General features: G+C 62.6%; 15 protein-coding genes and 1 other RNA gene. 9 read left to right on the forward strand and 7 right to left on the reverse strand.

Annotated features, from left to right (window positions below):
• Positions 1–152: 152 nt before the first annotated feature.
• The 4 genes from dapB to grpE form a co-directional block, all read right to left on the reverse strand.
• On the reverse strand, positions 153–959 hold the full coding sequence (dapB, locus tag AA0Z93_RS04040) for a 4-hydroxy-tetrahydrodipicolinate reductase (RefSeq protein WP_413046288.1): 807 nt from the start codon (positions 957–959) through the stop codon (positions 153–155).
• A 12-nt stretch (positions 960–971) separates the two neighbouring features.
• Entirely contained in the window at positions 972–2,093 is a 1,122-nt protein-coding gene (gene dnaJ / locus AA0Z93_RS04045) for a molecular chaperone DnaJ (RefSeq protein ID WP_413046287.1), read from the reverse strand.
• Between the two features lie 212 nt (positions 2,094–2,305).
• Entirely contained in the window at positions 2,306–4,228 is a 1,923-nt protein-coding gene (dnaK, locus tag AA0Z93_RS04050; protein WP_413046286.1) for a molecular chaperone DnaK, read from the reverse strand.
• A 101-nt stretch (positions 4,229–4,329) separates the two neighbouring features.
• On the reverse strand, positions 4,330–4,884 hold the full coding sequence (gene grpE / locus AA0Z93_RS04055) for a nucleotide exchange factor GrpE (protein WP_413046285.1): 555 nt from the start codon (positions 4,882–4,884) through the stop codon (positions 4,330–4,332).
• Between the two features lie 195 nt (positions 4,885–5,079).
• On the opposite strand from grpE, the gene recN reads away from it, so the two are divergent.
• The gene (gene recN, locus AA0Z93_RS04060) at positions 5,080–6,753 is read left to right on the forward strand and encodes a DNA repair protein RecN (RefSeq protein WP_413046284.1); all 1,674 of its coding nucleotides are present in this window, start codon (positions 5,080–5,082) and stop codon (positions 6,751–6,753) included.
• 239 nt (positions 6,754–6,992) lie between these two features.
• Here the strand turns inward: recN and fur are convergent, their stop codons facing one another.
• A complete protein-coding gene (gene fur / locus AA0Z93_RS04065) occupies positions 6,993–7,397 on the reverse strand; it encodes a ferric iron uptake transcriptional regulator (RefSeq protein WP_296265860.1) in 405 nt (134 codons plus the stop codon).
• Positions 7,398–7,494: 97 nt separating this feature from the next.
• Between fur and AA0Z93_RS04070 the strand changes: the two genes are divergently transcribed.
• A complete protein-coding gene (locus tag AA0Z93_RS04070) occupies positions 7,495–8,028 on the forward strand; it encodes an outer membrane protein assembly factor BamE (protein WP_413048353.1) in 534 nt (177 codons plus the stop codon).
• A gap of 74 nt (positions 8,029–8,102) precedes the next feature.
• On the opposite strand, the gene AA0Z93_RS04075 is transcribed toward AA0Z93_RS04070, so the two are convergent.
• On the reverse strand, positions 8,103–8,537 hold the full coding sequence (locus tag AA0Z93_RS04075; protein WP_413046283.1) for a type II toxin-antitoxin system RatA family toxin: 435 nt from the start codon (positions 8,535–8,537) through the stop codon (positions 8,103–8,105).
• Between the two features lie 163 nt (positions 8,538–8,700).
• Between AA0Z93_RS04075 and smpB the strand changes: the two genes are divergently transcribed.
• Positions 8,701–9,183: an SsrA-binding protein SmpB gene (smpB, locus tag AA0Z93_RS04080; RefSeq protein ID WP_296265867.1), complete on the forward strand. Its 483-nt coding sequence runs from the start codon at positions 8,701–8,703 to the stop codon at positions 9,181–9,183.
• 34 nt (positions 9,184–9,217) lie between these two features.
• On the opposite strand, the gene AA0Z93_RS04085 is transcribed toward smpB, so the two are convergent.
• Entirely contained in the window at positions 9,218–9,985 is a 768-nt protein-coding gene (locus AA0Z93_RS04085; RefSeq protein WP_413046282.1) for an FCD domain-containing protein, read from the reverse strand.
• A gap of 254 nt (positions 9,986–10,239) precedes the next feature.
• Between AA0Z93_RS04085 and AA0Z93_RS04090 the strand changes: the two genes are divergently transcribed.
• From AA0Z93_RS04090 to AA0Z93_RS04115, 6 genes are all read left to right on the forward strand, one after another.
• Positions 10,240–11,904, forward strand: coding sequence for a lactate permease LctP family transporter (locus AA0Z93_RS04090; RefSeq protein WP_413046281.1), 1,665 nt, complete (start codon positions 10,240–10,242; stop codon positions 11,902–11,904).
• Positions 11,905–12,068: 164 nt separating this feature from the next.
• A complete protein-coding gene (lldD, locus tag AA0Z93_RS04095; protein WP_413046280.1) occupies positions 12,069–13,214 on the forward strand; it encodes an FMN-dependent L-lactate dehydrogenase LldD in 1,146 nt (381 codons plus the stop codon).
• 72 nt (positions 13,215–13,286) lie between these two features.
• Positions 13,287–16,109, forward strand: a complete 2,823-nt coding sequence (locus tag AA0Z93_RS04100) for an FAD-binding and (Fe-S)-binding domain-containing protein (protein ID WP_413046279.1) — start codon at positions 13,287–13,289, stop codon at positions 16,107–16,109.
• An 88-nt stretch (positions 16,110–16,197) separates the two neighbouring features.
• Positions 16,198–16,497 (forward strand): hypothetical protein, encoded by a 300-nt coding sequence (locus AA0Z93_RS04105; protein WP_313740624.1) that lies wholly within the window; start codon positions 16,198–16,200, stop codon positions 16,495–16,497.
• Between the two features lie 103 nt (positions 16,498–16,600).
• Positions 16,601–17,000, forward strand: a transfer-messenger RNA (tmRNA) gene (gene ssrA, locus AA0Z93_RS04110).
• A 168-nt stretch (positions 17,001–17,168) separates the two neighbouring features.
• Positions 17,169–19,058: a DNA/RNA helicase domain-containing protein gene (locus AA0Z93_RS04115; protein ID WP_413046278.1), complete on the forward strand. Its 1,890-nt coding sequence runs from the start codon at positions 17,169–17,171 to the stop codon at positions 19,056–19,058.
• Positions 19,059–19,062 lie beyond the last annotated feature (4 nt).

The raw sequence follows: 19,062 nt of genomic DNA on the forward strand, positions 1-19,062 counted from the left end.
AAGCTGTAGCTTACAGAAAAAGTGGTTTTGGGTCTACCGCGGATGCGTCATCAAAATGCGTTATCAGGATAACGCTTTGGAACGTGCGGTGGAGGGAGCGGCACACCCCGTACGAACGTCGCCAGGGCGTGCCGGTCAGGCGCGAAGCTCACTCAATGCAGATCGAGCACATCCTGCATGTCGTACAGGCCGGCTTCACGGCCATCCAGCCACAGCGCCGCACGCACCGCGCCCTTGGCGAAGGTCATGCGGCTCGAGGCCTTGTGGGTGATCTCCACACGCTCACCTTCGGCGGCGAACAGCACGGTGTGGTCGCCGACCACATCGCCCGCGCGCACGGTGGCGAAGCCGATGGTCTTGGGGTCACGCGCGCCGGTCTGCCCTTCGCGGCCATAGACGGCCACTTCGCGCAGATCGCGATCCAATGCCTTGGCCACCACTTCACCCATGCGCAGTGCGGTACCCGACGGCGCATCGACCTTGTGCCGGTGATGCGCTTCGAGGATCTCGATGTCGACGTCATCGCCCAGCACGCGGGCAGCGGTGTCGAGCAACTTCAGGCACAGGTTCACACCCACGCTGAAGTTGGCCGCGAAGACGATCGGAATGTCCTTGCCCGCCTCGGCCAGCAGTTGCTTTTCCGCCTCGCTGAAACCGGTGGTACCGATCACCATGGCCTTGCCCGCCTTGCGGCAGAAGGCCAGGTTCTTCAGGGTCACCGAGGGGTGGGTGAAGTCGATCAGCACGTCGAACTCGTCGCTGACCTTGGCCAGGTCGTCGGAGATCGGCACACCGATACGGCCCAATCCGGCTAGCTCACCGGCATCGGCGTTGACCAGCGTGCTGTCGGGGCGATCGATCGCCGCGGTCAGGCCGGCCTTCGGCGCCTGTTGCTGCACGGCTTCGACCAATACCTTGCCCATGCGCCCGGCGGCGCCCATCACTGCAATACGTCGCATACCCACTCCTTGTCAGAGATCGCCGAAGAAGCGCTTCACACCCTCGAACCAACCACTGGCCTTGGGCGAATGGGAGCTGTCGCCTTCGAGCGAATCGCGCAGCTCTTCGAGCAGTTCGCGCTGGCGACGGCTCAGGTTGACCGGCGTTTCCACCGCGACCCGGCACAACAAGTCGCCCGCCCCGCCACCGCGCACCGGCGCGACACCCTTGCCACGCAGACGGAACTGCTTGCCGGTTTGCGTGCCTTCGGGAATGCGCAGCTTGACCCGACCGTCGAGGGTCGGCACTTCCAGCTCGCCACCCAAGGCCGCTTCGGTGTAGCTAATCGGCACTTCGCAGTACAGATGCTTGCCGTCACGCTGGAAGATCGCGTGCTCGCGCACGCTGATGACCACGTACAGGTCGCCGGTCGGCCCACCCTGGGCACCGGCTTCGCCTTCGCCGGACAAGCGAATGCGGTCACCGGTATCCACCCCTGGCGGCACCTTGACCGAAAGGGTCTTGTACTCTTCGACACGACCTTCGCCGTGGCAGGCGCCGCATGGGTCGGTGATGATCTTGCCTTGGCCATGGCAACGCGGGCAGGTCTGCTGCACCGAGAAGAAGCCCTGCTGCATGCGCACCTGGCCGATACCGCCACAGGTCGGGCACGTGGCCGGCGTGGAACCTTTCTTGGCCCCGGAGCCGTCGCACGGCGCGCAATTGACCAACGTCGGCACACGGATGTTGACCGACGTGCCGCGCACGGCTTCTTCCAGGTTCAATTCGAGGGTGTAGCGCAGGTCGCTGCCGCGCTGCGCGCCACCGCGCCCGCCGCGACCGCCGCCGCCACCGAAGAAATCGCTGAACACGTCACCGAAGATGTCGGAGAAGTTGGCACCGCCGAAGCCCGCACCACCGGCGCCCTGCTCGACACCGGCATGGCCGTACTGGTCGTAGGCGGCACGCTTGCTGGCGTCGGACAATACTTCATACGCCTCGTTGGCCTCTTTGAAAGAGTCCTCGGCGTCTTTGTCGCCCGGGTTGCGGTCGGGGTGGAATTTCATCGCCAGACGGCGGTAGGACTTCTTCAGGTCCGCTTCACTGGCGCCGCGCTCGACACCCAGGACCTCGTAATAATCACGCTTTGCCATAAGTCATTTGCACTCTTGGGGGCGTTTGGCACATTGCCGCGCAGAACCGCGCCAGGCCACAAGCAAGCACCCGCCGCACGCACTGAGCGCGCTGACAGATGCTGTAAAAATTCTCGTATTCCAGACACGCCAACGCGGGAGCAAGCCCCCGCGCGGCGACATCCTACCAGCTCACCGCCAAAGGCGGGTCGCTGGCCGACAACTCGCAGAACTTACTGCTTGTTGTTGTCTTTGACTTCTTCGAACTCGGCGTCGACCACGTCGTCGTGCTTGGCTTCCGGCTCGGCCTGCTGGGCGCCGCCTTGAGGCTGTTCGGCCTGTTCGGCGTACATTTTCTGCGCGACGGGCGCGGAGACCTTGGACAGCTCTTCGACCTTGGCGTCGATGGCGGCTTTGTCGTCGCCCTTTACGGCAGCTTCCAGCGCAACCACGGCCGCTTCGATGGCGGTCTTCTCGTCGGCGGTGACTTTGTCCCCCGCGTCGGCGACCATCTTGCGGGTCGAGTGGACCAGCGCGTCACCCTGGTTACGGGCAGCGGCCAGCTCTTCGAACTTGCGGTCTTCCTCGGCGTTGGCCTCGGCGTCACGCACCATGCGCTCGACTTCCTCGTCCGACAGACCGGAGTTGGCCTTGATCACGATCGACTGTGCCTTGCCAGTGGCCTTGTCTTTCGCGCCGACGTGCAGGATGCCGTTGGCGTCGATGTCGAAGGTCACTTCGATCTGCGGCACACCGCGTGGCGCTGGCGGAATGTCGGCCAGGTCGAACTTGCCCAGCGACTTGTTCTGCGCCGCTTGCTTACGCTCGCCTTGCAGAACGTGGATGGTCACGGCGCCCTGGTTGTCGTCGGCGGTGGAGAACACCTGCGACTTCTTGGTCGGGATGGTGGTGTTCTTCTCGATCAGCGCGGTCATCACGCCGCCCATGGTTTCGATACCCAGGGTCAGCGGGCTGACGTCGAGCAGCAGGACGTCTTTCACGTCACCGGCCAGTACGGCGCCTTGAATGGCAGCACCCATGGCGACGGCTTCGTCGGGGTTGACGTCCTTGCGGGCTTCTTTGCCGAAGAAATCGGCTACGGCCTTCTGCACCATCGGCATACGGGTCTGGCCACCGACCAGAATCACGTCGTCGATCTTGCTGGCGTCGATGCCGGCGTCTTTCAGTGCGATGCGGCAAGGCTCGATGGTGCGCTTGACCAGATCTTCGACCAGCGATTCGAGCTTGGCACGCGAGATCTTCACGTTCAGGTGCTTCGGACCGGTGGCGTCAGCGGTGATGTAGGGCAGGTTGACGTCGGTCGACTGGGCCGAAGACAGCTCGATCTTGGCTTTCTCTGCGGCTTCTTTCAGGCGCTGCAGAGCCAGAGGGTCGTTCTTCAGGTCCATGCCGGACTCTTTCTTGAACTCATCGACGAGGTAGTCGATCAGGCGCATGTCGAAGTCTTCGCCACCCAGGAAGGTGTCGCCGTTGGTGGCCAACACTTCGAACTGGTGCTCGCCATCGACTTCGGCGATCTCGATCACGGACACGTCGAAGGTACCGCCGCCCAGGTCATAGACGATCACGGTGTGGTCGCCCTTGGCCTTGTCCATGCCGTAGGCCAGGGCCGCAGCAGTCGGTTCGTTGATGATGCGCTTGACGTCCAGACCCGCGATGCGGCCGGCGTCCTTGGTGGCCTGACGCTGGCTGTCGTTGAAGTACGCAGGCACGGTGATGACCGCTTCGGTCACCGGTTCGCCGAGGTAGTCTTCGGCGGTTTTCTTCATCTTCTTCAGGACTTCGGCGCTGATCTGCGGCGGCGCCATTTCCTTGCCGGCCGCTTCGACCCAGGCGTCACCGTTGTTGGCCTTGACGATCTTGTACGGCACCAGCTTGATGTCTTTCTGCACTACGTCTTCTTCGAAGCGACGACCGATCAGACGCTTGACGGCGAACAGGGTGTTGTGTGGGTTGGTCACGGCCTGACGCTTGGCGGACTGGCCGACCAGGATTTCGCCGTCGTTGGCATAAGCGACGATCGACGGCGTGGTGCGCGCGCCTTCGACGTTTTCGATGACCTTGACGTTACCGTTTTCGAGGATGGAGACGCACGAGTTGGTGGTCCCCAGGTCGATACCGATGATCTTGCCCATGTGAATGCTCCCGAAACTTGAATGAAGTTACAGCGGCGGCTTAGGCCAACTGCGGAAATACTTGAGTGCTTGACACCTAGATGGGGACGCCCAAAAGGATTTCAAGCCTTTTCATCGATCGAAGGTTGCGGCGCGCTCGGCGCCTTGCTGACCACCACCATGGCGGGGCGCAGCAGACGGCCGTTGAGCAGGTAGCCCTTCTGGAACACGTTGACCACGCTGTTGGGCTCGACGTTGGCGCTTTCCTGCATGGCCATGGCCTGGTGGTGCTCGGCGTTGAACGGCTGGCCGTGCGGATCCACCGCTTCGAGGTGGTGGCGCTTGAGGGTGTCCTGGAACATCTTCAGGGTCAGCTCGACGCCTTCGCGGATCTGCTTGACGTGCTCGTCGTCGGCGTTGGAGTGGGCCAGGGCCAGCTCCAGGCTGTCGATCACCGGCAGCATGTCGCCAGCGAATTTTTCCACAGCGAATTTGTGGGCCTTTTCGACATCCTGATCGGCGCGGCGGCGCACGTTCTGCAGGTCGGCGGTGGCGCGCAGCGATTGATCCTGAGCGGCGGCCAGTTGCTCCTCGAGCGTCTGTACACGGGCAGCCAGGTCGGTTGCGCCGGTGTCTTCAGCGTTGAGGTCTTTTTCATCCAACTGTTCGTCAGCCATGGAATCTCTCCTGAGCAATAAAGGGTCGGCGAGCCAGGCTCGCGGGGTCTGACAAGCTATATGGGGCTGGAAAAACCAGCTTCAAGGGGCGCCGTGTTCGACAAGCCGCAAATCGCCCGGCATCACGAGGGCATTGTCAGCCTGCGCAGGAACACTGTATAAATAAACAGACCTGAACCTTTGGGAGCGGCCCCCATGCTGGTGCACCTGTCGATCCACAACTACGCCATCGTCGAACACCTCGACCTCGAGCTTGCCCGCGGCATGTCCGTGATCACTGGCGAGACCGGTGCCGGCAAATCCATCATGCTCGACGCCCTCGGCCTGGCCCTGGGCGACCGCACCGACAACGGCGTGGTGCGCCCCGGTGCCGACAAGGCGGACATCCTTGCCACCTTCGACCTGGTCGACATCCCCGAAGCCGCCGCCTGGCTGGCCGAGCGCGACCTGAACATCGACGGCCCGTGCATCATGCGCCGGGTGATCACCGCCGAAGGTCGCAGCCGCGGCTACATCAACGGCACGCCTTGCACGCTGGGCGACCTGAAAGCGCTGGGCGAACTGCTGATCGACATCCACAGCCAGCATGAACACCAGTCCCTGCTCAAGGCCGACACCCACCGCCGTCTGGTGGACGAGTACGCCGGCGCCGTCGACCTGGCGCGCCAGGTGCAACTGGCCTCGCAGCGCTGGAAGCAGACCCGCCTAGAGCTCGAACGCCTGTCCAATTCCGGCGACGAACAACGGGCCCGCCAGCAACTGCTCAGCTATCAGCTCGAAGAGCTCGACAATCTGGGGCTGGGCGAAAACGAACTCGAGCAGATCGAGCAGGAACACAAGAACCTGACCAACGCCGAGGCGCTGTTCGGCATCTGCCGGCAGGTCATCGACCAGTGCAGCGAGAATGACTCGGGCAACGTGCTCAGCGCCCTGACCGGCAGCCTCAACCGCCTGGGCGCGGTGGCCGACGCACCGAAGGCGCTGAACGAGTCCGTCAACCTGCTGGCCAGCGCGCAGATCCAGATCGAAGAAGCAGTCGGCGAACTCAATCGCTTCCTCGACAACTTCGACGCCGACCCTGCCCGCCTGCAAGCGCTCGAAGAACGCCTCGACACCATCTATACCCTGGCCCGCAAACACCGCGTGCACCCCACCGAGCTGCCGCAATTGCAGCAGCGCCTGCTACAGGAGCTCGAAGGCCTCAATGCCAGCGACGAATCCCTGGAGCAGTTGGGCGAGGAGCTGGCGGCCTACGCCAAACACTATAAAGAGAAGGCAGGCGCCTTGAGCGCGCTGCGCAATAAAGCCGCGGTCGAACTCGCCCAGGCGGTGGAACAGGAAATCCAGCGCCTGGGAATGCCCGGCGGGCGCTTCCAGATCATGTTGCAGCCGCTCGGCGGGCAGGAACTGTCGCCCTACGGCCTGGAGCAGATCGAACTGCTGGTCAGCGCCAACCCCGGCCAGCCGCTCAAGGCCCTGGCCAAGGTCGCCTCGGGCGGCGAACTGTCGCGCATCAGCCTGGCGATCCAGGTGATCACGGCGCAGACCTCACGCATCCCCACCTTGGTGTTCGACGAAGTCGACGTCGGCATCGGCGGCCCTACCGCAGAAATCGTCGGCCAGTTGCTGCGCCGGCTGGGCGATCGCGGCCAGGTGCTGACCGTGACCCACCTGCCGCAGGTCGCGGCGCAGGGCCATCACCACCTGTTCGTGCACAAGGTGCGCAACAGCGACACCACCCACACCGCCGTGTCCCATTTGGGCAAACGTGAGCGGGTCGAGGAAGTGGCGCGGATGCTCGGCGGCATCGACCTGACCAAGGAGTCCCTGGCCCATGCGCGCAAAATGGTCGTGACCAGCAAAAGCTGAAACCATTTTTCAACAGCCGCAAACGAACAAGGCGACCCGAGGGTTAATGCTTGTCAGTTAACCAATTGGGGCCGCTTTACGGCCCATCGCGGCTGAAGCCGCTCCCACAGAATTGGCGCAATCCTGTAGGAGCGGCTTCAGCCGCGATGGGCTGCAAAGCAGCCCCAATGAACACTATTTCGGGTTAACTGACAGGCATTAACCCGAGGGTCGCCTTGTTTCTTCAGTGCCGCAGTCCGTTACTTCTTCTTGCGCACATACAGGACCAGGTTATGGTCCACCAGCTCGAAGCCGTGTTCGGCCACGATCTCTTTCTGACGGCGTTCGATCTCGGCATCCATGAACTCGATCACTTCGCTGGTTTCCACGTTGACCATGTGGTCGTGGTGGCCGCCATCGGACAGCTCGAATACCGCATGACCGCCGTCGAAGTTGTGGCGAACCACCAGACCCGCTGCTTCGAACTGGGTCAGAACGCGATACACGGTGGCCAGACCGACATCCTCGCCAGCCTCCATCAGCGCCTTGTAGACGTCCTCGGCACTCATGTGACGTTGCTCGGTAGAATCGAGCATCTGAAGAATCTTCACTCGAGGTAGGGTCACCTTGAGCCCGGCTTTGCGTAGTTCGCTATTTTCAACCATGGTCAGCTTTCTCGCCGATGCTGCTTCGCAGCTTCTCTTAATACGGGTATGATCGGGGTTTACGTTGTCCAGCCAAGATAGTGGAAGTCGCCCACCGATGCAAAACACCAAGCTCTTGCTAAACAGCCTCACCCTTGTGGGACTGCTCGCACTCGCCGGTTGCTCGTTTCCCGGGGTTTACAAAATCGACATCCAGCAGGGCAATGTCGTCACGCAGGACATGATAGACCAATTGCGTCCGGGAATGACCCGACGGCAAGTGCGGTTTATCATGGGCAACCCCCTGTTGCAGGACACGTTCAACACCAATCGCTGGGATTACCTCTATAGCCTTCAACCTGGCGGTGGCAAGCGCCAGCAGGAACGCATGAGCGTCTTCTTCAACGAAAACGATCAGTTGGTCAACCTCGCCGGCGACTTCATGCCAGGCGTCAGCCGCGACCAGGAAATCCTCGGCGGCGGCAGCGACACCACTGTGGTGCCGCAGGAAGGCTCGGGCGAAGCGCCCGTGCAGCAACCGGTCGACAAACCCGCTGCGCCAGGCTCCACCGAAGAGTCCATCCAGCGCGAAATCGATAGCATCGAAACCACGCCCGTGCCGGTCCCAGCTCCGCTGGAAACCTCGCCATAACAGGTGTGCAACGAAAAAGCCCGGGCGTTCAACCCCGGGCTTTTTTGTGCCTGTTCGACCCGTACGCGCGCCAATCAGGACGCGAGTTGTTTGGCCCTTTCGCAGAACGCGTCGACCAGCGTGTTGGCAGCCTGATTGAACAGCGGCCCCAGGGTCGCGCGCACCAGAGAACCGGCGTAATCGAACGACAGGTCCAAGCTGATCTTGCAGGCTTTGTCGCCTAGCGGCTTGAACGTCCAGACGCCGTGCAACTGGCTGAACGGGCCTTCTTCCAGGTTCATCTCGATCGACTGCCCCGGCACCAGCGTATTGCGCGTGACCAGGTGCTGGCTGATGCCACCCTTGGCCACCTCGAGCTTGGCGCGCATCTGGGTTTCGCTGGCTTCGAGCACCGTGGTGGACGAACACCACGGCAGGAATTGCGGGTAGCTGGCGACGTCGTTGACCAAGTCGTACAGCATCTGCGCGGGGTACGGCAGCAGGGCGGAGCGTTGAATATGGGTAGTCATCCAGGCATCACTTCCAGAGCGGGGCGGTAGCGCCTCGAGGCGCATCGGAAACTGGTCCTGTTCAAGGACGAGGATGGCCCATTGTCCGGCATTCAATCCACAGGCTCAAGCACACCCAAATCCCGTAGCCGCCAGCGTAACGAATCCCTATAATGCCGCCCCTATGGCTAAACAAAAGAAACATCCGACAGGGACCATCGCGCAGAACAAGAAAGCGCGCCACGATTACTTCATCGAACACAAGTTCGAGGCCGGATTGGTCCTGTCCGGTTGGGAAGTGAAAAGTCTGCGCGCCGGCAAGGCGCACCTGGTAGACAGCTACGTGCTGCTCAAGGATGGCGAAGCCTGGTTGTTCGGCAGCCACATCACGCCGCTGACCACCGCCAGCACCCACGTCATCGCCGACCCGATGCGCACGCGCAAGCTGCTGCTGAACAAGCGCGAGCTCGAGCGCCTGGAATCGGCCGTGGCGCAGAAGGGTTACACCTGCGTGGCCCTGGCGCTGTTCTGGAGCAAGCACCTGATCAAGTGCGAAATCGCCTTGGGCAAGGGCAAGAAGGAGTTCGACAAGCGCGACACCCTGCGCGAGCGCGACTCCAACCGCGAGATCCAGCGCGCCGTGCGCAGCAAGGGCAAGGACCTCTGACCCTGCCCCCGCTCACCCCAGGGTGAGCGGACGCTCAATGGCCGCTACGCCGCTCGGCCCGCGCTACCCGCTGCGCCTCTTGCTGGGCTTCGGCCAGCACTTCCTGAACGTAGAGAATGTGTCGGCTCGACACTTCCCGCGCATCCTCCGCACGCCCCTCCATGATCGCCTTGTACAGTTCCCGGTGCTGACCGATGAGCATGTCGCGCGTTTCCGCACGCTGCTGGTACATGCCGCCGATGTTGGTCACCACGTTGCGCTTGAGCAGGTCGAACAGCCCGCGAATGGTGTGCAGCAGCACCGCGTTATGGCTGGCTTCGGCAATCGCCAGATGGAAACTCGCATCCGCCACGCCTTCCTCGGCCCGACTGACGTCACCCGCCCGGCTGTAGCAGTCCTGCAATACGTCGAACGCCGCCGTGAGCCGCGCCCTATCCGGCTCGGTCGCCCGCTGCGCGGCATAGAAGGCGCATGACGCTTCCAGCGTATGGCGAAACTCCAGCAAGTCGCGCTGGGCATCGCCGTTGCGCTCGAGCAGTTGCAGCAACGGGTCGCTGAAGGTCGAACCCAAGGCCTCCGCTACATAGTTGCCGCCACCCTGGCGGCTGACCAGCAGCCCTTTGGCCACCAGCTTCTGAATGGCTTCACGCAACGACGGCCGCGACACGCCGAACTGCTCGGCCAGCGCCCGCTCGGCCGGCAGCCGCTGCCCCGAGGTCAGGGTGCCTTCGAGAATCATCCCCTCCAAGCGCTCGACGATACCGTCGGACAGGCGCCGCTGGCGGACCTGATCAAAAACCATCACATGCTCTCCACGAACTTCGGGCGACTCCCGAAGCGCTCTATTCTCGCCGATCCAGGCCAGCGCGACACGCACCAGACGACGAAATCCGCCGCCATACCCAGCGCCGCCCATCGACACTCGACCAAAGTTTGCCCCAGGACAAATTGACACACCCCGGACGAGGCTTCTAACCTAGCGACCAGCCATTGTAAATTGGTATTACCAATTATCCAGTGCCAATGCTGACCAACAACAATTAGGGGTCTCCCCATATGCAAACTTGGCAACAACTCTATGCCCCACTGGGCAGTCTCGGCCTCTCCGCCCTGGCCGCCGTGGTACCCATCGTGTTCTTCTTCCTGGCCCTGGCGGTGTTTCGCCTCAAAGGCCATGTGGCCGGCAGCATCACCCTCGGCCTGTCGATCCTGATCGCCATCTTCGCCTTCAACATGCCGGCCGACATGGCCCTGGCTGCGGCCGGCTATGGCTTCCTCTACGGCCTGTGGCCGATCGCCTGGATCATCGTCGCCGCCGTGTTCCTGTACAAACTCACGGTCAAGAGCGGCCAGTTCGAAGTGATCCGCAGCTCGGTGCTGTCGATCACCGACGATCAGCGCCTGCAGGTGCTGCTGATCGGCTTCTGCTTCGGCGCGTTCCTGGAAGGTGCGGCCGGCTTCGGCGCCCCCGTGGCGATCACCGCCGCGCTGCTGGTGGGCCTGGGCTTCAACCCGCTGTACGCCGCCGGCCTGTGCCTGATCGCCAACACCGCGCCGGTGGCCTTCGGCGCGCTGGGCATCCCGATCATCGTCGCCGGCCAGGTGACCGGCATCGACGCCTTCCACATCGGCGCCATGACCGGCCGCCAACTGCCGCTGCTGTCGCTGTTCGTGCCGTTCTGGCTGGTGTTCATGATGGACGGCCTGCGCGGCGTGAAGGAAACCTGGCCCGCCGCCCTGGTAGCCGGCCTGAGCTTCGCCGTGACCCAGTACTTCACCTCCAACTTCATCGGCCCGGAACTGCCCGACATCACCTCGGCCCTGGCCAGCCTGATCGCCCTGACCCTGTTCCTCAAGGTCTGGCAGCCCAAGCGCTCGATGGTCCAGAGCCAGGGCGGTGCGGTACTCGCCCAAGGCGGCGGCAGCCAGCCTTCGCCCTACAGCCTCGGGGAAATCTTCAAGGCCTGGTCGCCGTTCCTGATCCTCACCGTACTGGTGACCATCTGGACACTGAAGCCCTTCAAGGCCGCGTTCGCACCGGGCGGCGCGATGTATGACTTCGTGTTCAACTTCGCCATCCCGCACCTGGACCAACTGGTCATCAAGACCGCGCCCATCGTCACCACCGCCAGCGCCATGCCGGCCGTGTTCAAGTTCGACCCGATCTCGGCCACCGGCACCGCCATCTTCCTCTCGGCGCTGATTTCCATGTGGGTGCTCAAGGTCAGCTGCAAAACTGGTCTGACCACTTTGAAGGAAACCCTGTGGGGGCTGCGCTGGCCGATCCTGTCGATCGGCATGGTGCTGGCCTTCGCCTTCGTCACCAACTACTCCGGCATGTCCTCGACCATGGCTCTGGTACTGGCCGGCACCGGCGCGGCGTTCCCGTTCTTCTCGCCGTTCCTCGGCTGGCTGGGCGTGTTCCTGACCGGTTCCGATACTTCGTCCAACGCCCTGTTCAGCTCGCTGCAGGCCACCACCGCGCACCAGATCGGCGTCAACGACACCCTGCTGGTGGCGGCCAACACCAGCGGCGGCGTGACCGGCAAGATGATTTCCCCGCAATCCATCGCCGTGGCCTGCGCCGCCACCGGCCTGGTCGGCAAGGAATCGGACCTGTTCCGCTTCACCGTGAAACACAGCTTGTTCTTCGCCACCATCGTTGGCGTGATTACCCTGGTCCAGGCCTATTGGCTGACTGGGATGCTGGTTCATCACTAGGCTCGATGGCAACGCCGAACCGCTCGGGCACGCCTCGCCTGCCCGAGCGTCCAGGCTTCACATCGGCCAGGGGATCAGCGATTGTTCCTACACGCTTTGACGTGAAAGGCGCCGCACGCCCACCCCGCGTCCGGCAACCGCCTCCACCCACGCTGCGAGACACCATGATCATTTCCGCCTCCACCGACTACCGCGCCGCCGCCCAACGCAGGCTGCCGCCCTTCCTGTTCCACTACGCCGACGGCGGCGCCTACGCCGAGCACACCCTGCGCCACAACGTCGAAGACCTGGCCAGCATCGCCCTGCGCCAGCGCGTGCTCAACGACATGTCGCAACTGAGCCTGGCCACCGACCTGTTCGGCGAGCGCTTGAGCATGCCGGTCGCCCTCGCCCCGGTCGGCCTCACCGGCATGTACGCCCGCCGCGGCGAAGTGCAGGCCGCGCGCGCCGCCGCCGCCCACGGCATTCCCTTCACGATGTCGACCGTGTCGGTGTGCCCCATCGAAGAAGTGGCGCCGGCCATCGACCGGCCTATGTGGTTCCAGCTCTACGTGCTCAAGGACCGCGGCTTCATGCGCAACGCCCTGGAGCGAGCCAAGGCCGCTGGCGTGCGCACCCTGGTGTTCACCGTCGACATGCCCGTGCCCGGTGCCCGCTACCGCGACGCCCATTCCGGCATGAGCGGGCGCCACGGCCCGCTGCGGCGCATGCTGCAAGCCATGACCCACCCCCAATGGGCCTGGGACGTCGGCGTGATGGGCAAGCCGCATGATCTCGGCAACATCTCCACCTACCGCGGCAACCCCACGGGCCTGGCCGACTACATCGGCTGGCTGGGCAACAACTTCGACCCGTCGATCTCGTGGAAAGACCTGGAATGGATCCGTGAATTCTGGGACGGCCCGATGATCATCAAGGGCATCCTCGACCCCGACGACGCCCGCGACGCGGTGAAATTCGGCGCCGACGGCATCGTCGTCTCCAACCACGGCGGCCGCCAGCTCGACGGCGTGCTGTCCACCGCCCGCGCCCTGCCGGCCATCGCCGACGCGGTCAAAGGCCAGATCAAGATCCTCGCCGACTCCGGCATCCGCAGCGGCCTCGACGTAGTACGGATGATCGCCCTCGGCGCCGACAGCGTGCTGATCGGCCGCGCCTTCCTCTACGCCCTGGCCACCCACGGCGAAGCCGGCGTGAAGAACCTTCTCGAACTGTTCGAAAAAGAGATGCGCGTAGCCATGGTACTCACCGGCGCCAAATCCATCGCTGACATCACCCGCGACTCCCTGGTGCAGAGCGCCTACGCGTGACGCACCCGCTTCCCACCGCCTGATTTGCCGGGTACGCCGCGCGCCAGACGCGGCGGCTCGCGAGGAGACTGTATGACCCTGCCCGCTTCGTTCCTGCGCGACGCCGCAACCCTGATACCCGCCGACCGCCGCTTCACCGACCCCACCTCCACCCTGGCCTTCGGCACCGACGCCAGCTTCTACCGCCTCATCCCCCAACTGGTGATCCGCGTCGAATCCGAAGCCGAAGTCATCGCCCTGCTCCAACTCGCCCAACGCGACCACGTCCCCGTCACTTTCCGCGCCGCCGGCACCAGCCTCTCCGGCCAGGCCATCACCGACTCGGTGCTGATCGTCCTGGGCGACCACTGGAACGCCCGCGAAATCCGCGACAACGGCGCGCAGATCCGCCTGCAACCCGGCGTCATCGGCGCCCAGGCCAACGCCTGGCTGGCCCCCTACGGCCGCAAGATCGGCCCGGACCCAGCCTCGATCAACGCCTGCAAGATCGGCGGCATCGTCGCCAACAACGCCAGCGGCATGTGCTGCGGCACCGCGCAGAACACCTACCACACCCTCGCCGGCCTGCGCCTGGTGCTGGCCGACGGCACCAGCCTCGACAGCGAAGACCCATCCAGCGTCGCCGCCTTCGAGCGCAGCCACGCCGAGCTGCTCGCCGCCCTCGCCCACCTCGGCCGGGAAACCCGCGCCAACACCGAACTCGCCGCACGCATCCGGCACAAATACCGCCTGAAGAACACCACCGGCCTGTCGCTCAACGCCCTGGTGGACTACGACGCCCCACTCGACATCCTGCAACACCTGCTGGTCGGTTCCGAAGGCACCCTGGGCTTCATCAGCGCCGTGACCTACGACACCGTGCCCGACCACCCGCACAAGGCCAGCGCCCTGGTGGTGTTCCCCAGCGTCGAAACCTGCTGCCGCGCCGTGCCGCTGCTCAAGCAGCAACCGGTTTCGGCCGTGGAACTGCTCGACCGCCGCAGCCTGCGCTCGGTGCAGGCCATGCCCGGCATGCCGGTATGGGTCACGGGCCTGTCGGACGGCGCCTGCGCCCTGCTGATCGAATCCCGCGCCGCCAGCCAGAGCCTGCTGCACGAGCAACTGGCGCAAGTAACGGCCGCCATCGCCCACTTCCCGGTCGAGCAACGGGTCGACTTCAGCGAAGACCCAGCCGTGTACAACCAGCTGTGGAAAATGCGCAAAGACACCTTCCCCGCCGTCGGCGCGGTGCGTCAGACCGGTACCACGGTGATCATCGAAGACGTCACTTTCCCCGTAGAGCAATTGGCCGACGGCGTGAACCGCCTGATCCAACTGTTCGACAAACACCACTACGACGAAGCGATCATTTTCGGCCACGCCCTGGAAGGCAACCTGCACTTCGTCTTCACCCAAGGCTTCAACAGCCAGGCGGAAGTGGCGCGCTACCAAGCCTTCATGGACGACGTCGCGCAACTGGTGGCCGTGGAGTTCGGCGGCTCGCTCAAGGCCGAGCACGGCACCGGCCGCAACATGGCGCCCTTCGTGGAACTGGAATGGGGCCACGACGCCTACCAACTGATGTGGCAGCTCAAGCGCCTGCTCGACCCCAACGGCATCCTCAACCCCGACGTGGTGCTCAGCGAAGACCCCGACATCCACCTGAAGAATCTGAAACCCCTGCCCGCCGCCGACGACATCGTCGACAAATGCATCGAGTGCGGCTTCTGCGAACCCGTCTGCCCCTCCAAAGGCCTGACCCTCAGCCCACGCCAGCGCATCGTCATGTGGCGCGACATCCAGGCCCGCCGCCGCGCCGGCGAAAGCACCCGCGAGCTGCTCGACCACTTCCAGTACCAGGGCCTCGACACCTGCGCCGCCACCGGCCTGTGCGCCCAGCGCTGCCCGGTGGGCATCAACACCGGCGAACTGGTGAAGAAGCTACGCAGCCAAGCCGCCCAACACAGCACCACCGCCCACTGGCTGGCCGAGCACTTCACTACCACCCTGAAAGGCGCCCGCCTCACTCTGGCCACCGCCAACGGCGCCCGCCGCCTGCTGGGCGCACCGCGCCTGCAACGCCTGAGCACACGCCTGACCCAGCTCAGCCACGGCAAACTGCCCAGGTGGACGCCCGCCATGCCGCAACCCCTGCGCCCGATCAGCTTCGCCCCCAGCGCAAAAGACGATCGCCCGCGCGTGGTGTACCTGGCCGCCTGCGTGTCCCGCGTGATGGGCCCCGCCTACGCCGACCGCGAGCAAACGTCCCTGATCGAAAAAACCCAAGCCCTGCTGGAAAAAGCCGGCTACCAAGTGATTTTCCCCGAGCAGGCCGACAGCCTGTGCTGCGGCCAACCCTTCGCCTCCAAGGGCTACCCCGAGCAAGCCGAACACAAACGCCAGGAACTGCTCGCCGCCCTGCTGCTGGCCAGCCGCGGCGGCCTCGACCCGATCTACTGCGACACCAGCCCCTGCACCCTGCGCCTGACCCAAGACCTGGCCGACACCCGCCTCGACCTCTACGACCCGGTGCGCTTCATCCGCACCCACCTGCTCGAGCGCCTGACCTTCACCCCGCAGAACACCCCCATCGCCGTCCACGTCACCTGCAGCACCCAGCACCTGGGCGAAAGCCAGGCCCTGATCGACCTCGCCCGCCGTTGCAGCACCCAGGTGGTGATCCCCGAAGGCATCCACTGCTGCGGCTTCGCCGGCGACAAAGGCTTCACCACCCCCGAGCTCAACGCCCACGCCCTGCGCAGCCTGAAAGACGCCGTGCAGCACTGCGACGAAGGCATCTCCACCAGCCGCACCTGCGAGATCGGGCTGTCCACCTACAGCGGCATCGACTACCACAGCCTGGTCTACCTGGTGGACCGCGTGACCCAACCCAAGCCGCCGCACCCCTCGCCATGAATACGCCAGCATTTACACGGAACCCCTGCAATCGCCGCGCAGTCCATGCAATAGGCCCACCTTCCCGAGGCCTCAGAAGGAGACATCCATGAAAGGTACTGCGCTTTCAGCCCTGTTCGCGGCTGCCACCCTGCTGGCCTCCCCGGTCTTCGCCGCCGAAGACCTCTGTGCTGGCAACCTGCAAAAGATCGACGACACCATGGCCACCATGACCACCGCGTCCGAAGCCACCAAGATGACGGTCGGCGATCAGGTCAAAGAAGCGAAAATGGCCCAGACCAATGGCGACAAGGAGAAATGCGTCACCATCTCCACCAAGGTCCTGAGCGAACTGAACAAAACCGAAAAAGGCAGCGGCAGCGCTTCCGGCAGCGGTGGCGGCGCCTAAGGGCGGGCTAGAGCGGGCGCCTCGACGAAAATTCGACGTCGCCCGCATAAAGGCGTACACTGCGCCTTCGCATCGAAAGGTGCGGTCAGCTAGAGCTGAGTGTGGGGCCGATTAGGATTCGACGCCGGTCGCGAAACTCTAGGTGCATGCCGAGTTGGTAACAGAACTCGTAAATCCACTGTTGCAACTTTCTATAGTTGCCAATGACGAAAACTACGGCGCGGAGTACAAGCTGGCCGCTTAAGCGGTCCTCTTGACCCGTTGCTTCTGGTAGCTTCGGCTCCAGCAGTCACCAGGGGATGCCTGTAAACCCGAAGTGACTGTCATACAGAACAGGATCGTCGTGTAGCACGTTGGGGGCAAAGCGACTAAAACTTACCCAGCTCGTCCAAAGCACCCTGCCACTCGGGCGGCTGCGGATTAACTCAGTTGAGATGGCTAAGCATGTAGGACCGACAGCGGAGTACTGGCGGACGGGGGTTCAAATCCCCCCGGCTCCACCAAATCTGTGATGAAGAAGACGCCTTAGGGCGTCTTTTTTTTGGCTTGAATTCACAGACCCTGCAACTGGATTGTCAGTTATTTCTCCCTACGGCTCTCGACAAACTAGACATAGTTGTCAACCCACCGAAAAATAGGACCATTCCTACATCGGACTCAGGGAAGACCGAGTGATCGTCTACGAAGCAACCCAGCAGCAGTTCCTCTACGACACAGACAATGACGATATCGAAGACATCATCCTCGCTCGCTACAGCGCTAAAACAGGCAAAACCGTTGGGCCTTCGGAGCTGGCTTCCTGGAAAGGTTCATTGGGCTACATGGCCAAAGCGCTCAGGGCGCCAGGCATACCTGCCAATAGCGGCGTGGCGATCGAATTGCACCTCCCTCAGTCCTCGAAGCGCATTGACTTCACCTTGACCGGCCACGGACCTGCTGGCGAAAAAAATGTCGTCCTAGTCGAGCTGAAGCAGTGGAGCAGCTCAAAACAGTCCCACAAGGATGCCATTGTCGTCACAGCGCTTGGCAAAGGCATGAACGAAACCGTCCACCCGTCTTACCAGGCATGGTCCTACGCTTCCTTGCTGGAAGGTTTCAACGAAGCGGTTTATGCCCAAGGCATCACACTCCGACCTTGCGCGTATCTGCACAATTACACCCGCGATGGCGTGATTGACTCTTCCCACTACCAGCCCTACATCGACAAAGCGCCTCTGTTCCTAAAGGGCAAAGACGAGCTGGTCAAGCTCCGATCCTTCATCCAACAGTACATCCACTCGGGTGACGACAAAGCAGTCCTATACGAGCTAGCCAATGGCAGAATTCGGCCCTCTAAAGCCCTAGCCGATGCCCTGAGCGGATTGCTCAAAGGAAATCCTGAATTCGTTCTAATCGACGATCAGAAAGAAGTCTACGAAGCAGCGCTGGCAGCCATCCAAGGAGCTTCGGCGGATCAGCCAAAGGTGCTAATCATCGAGGGAGGGCCAGGCACTGGCAAAACGGTGCTTGCCCTGAACCTGTTGGTCAAACTCACCGCCAAGGGTCTGGTAGGCAAATATGTCTCGAAAAACGCTGCACCTCGGCGAGTCTATGAGACCAAATTGATCGGTACCCTCACCCGAACAAAGTTCTCACACATGTTTACCGGTTCCGGCTCGTTCATTGATGTTGAGCCAAATCTGTTCGATGCGCTGATTGTGGATGAAGCTCATCGCCTGAACGAAAAAAGCGGCTTGTATGGCAATTTGGGCGAGAACCAGATTAAAGAACTGATCGGTGCTTCCAAATGCACGGTGTTTTTCATCGATGAGGCGCAGCGAGTCACCCTAGCCGACATCGGTAGCAAAGCGACGATCCGCCGGTATGCACAGGCCAAAGGTGCAATCGTTGAAGAGTACTCGCTCGCTTCTCAATTTCGCTGCAGCGGCTCTGACGGGTACTTGGCTTGGTTGGATAATGCCCTGCAAATTCGGCAAACGGCTAATGATCAGCTGAACCCTGAAAGCTACGATTTTCAGATTTTCAACGATCCTCAGGCGCTCCACGATGCGATCAAAACCCGTAACTCGGCAAACAAGGCGCGCGTTGTCGCAGGCTACTGCTGGCCTTGGCTCAGCAAGAAAGACGCTTATGCCGACGATATAGTGATTGGGGACTACCGCCGTCAGTGGAACCTTAGTCAGGACGGTAGCCTTTGGATCGTCGCACCTCAATCAGTCGAGCAAGTGGGATGCATACACACCTGCCAGGGGCTAGAGGTCGATTACATCGGGGTGATTATCGGTCCTGACCTGATCGTTCGTAATGGGCGAGTCGTAACCGATCCGGGACAGCGAGATCGCTTCGACAAATCTATCAAGGGCTACAAAAAGCTAAGCAAGATGAATCCTGAGCTTGCGCAGCGCGAAACAGAGGCAATCATCAAAAATACCTACAGAACGCTCATGACGAGGGGCATGAAAGGTTGCTACCTCTACTGCACCGACCCTGAGACAGCCGCTTATTTTCAGCAGGCGATAGGTACTTCTGAGCCGATGCAAGACTCATCATCTGTGATGTAGGTTT

Source organism: Pseudomonas phoenicis (genome assembly GCF_047302395.1).
Lineage (GTDB): Bacteria > Pseudomonadota > Gammaproteobacteria > Pseudomonadales > Pseudomonadaceae > Aquipseudomonas.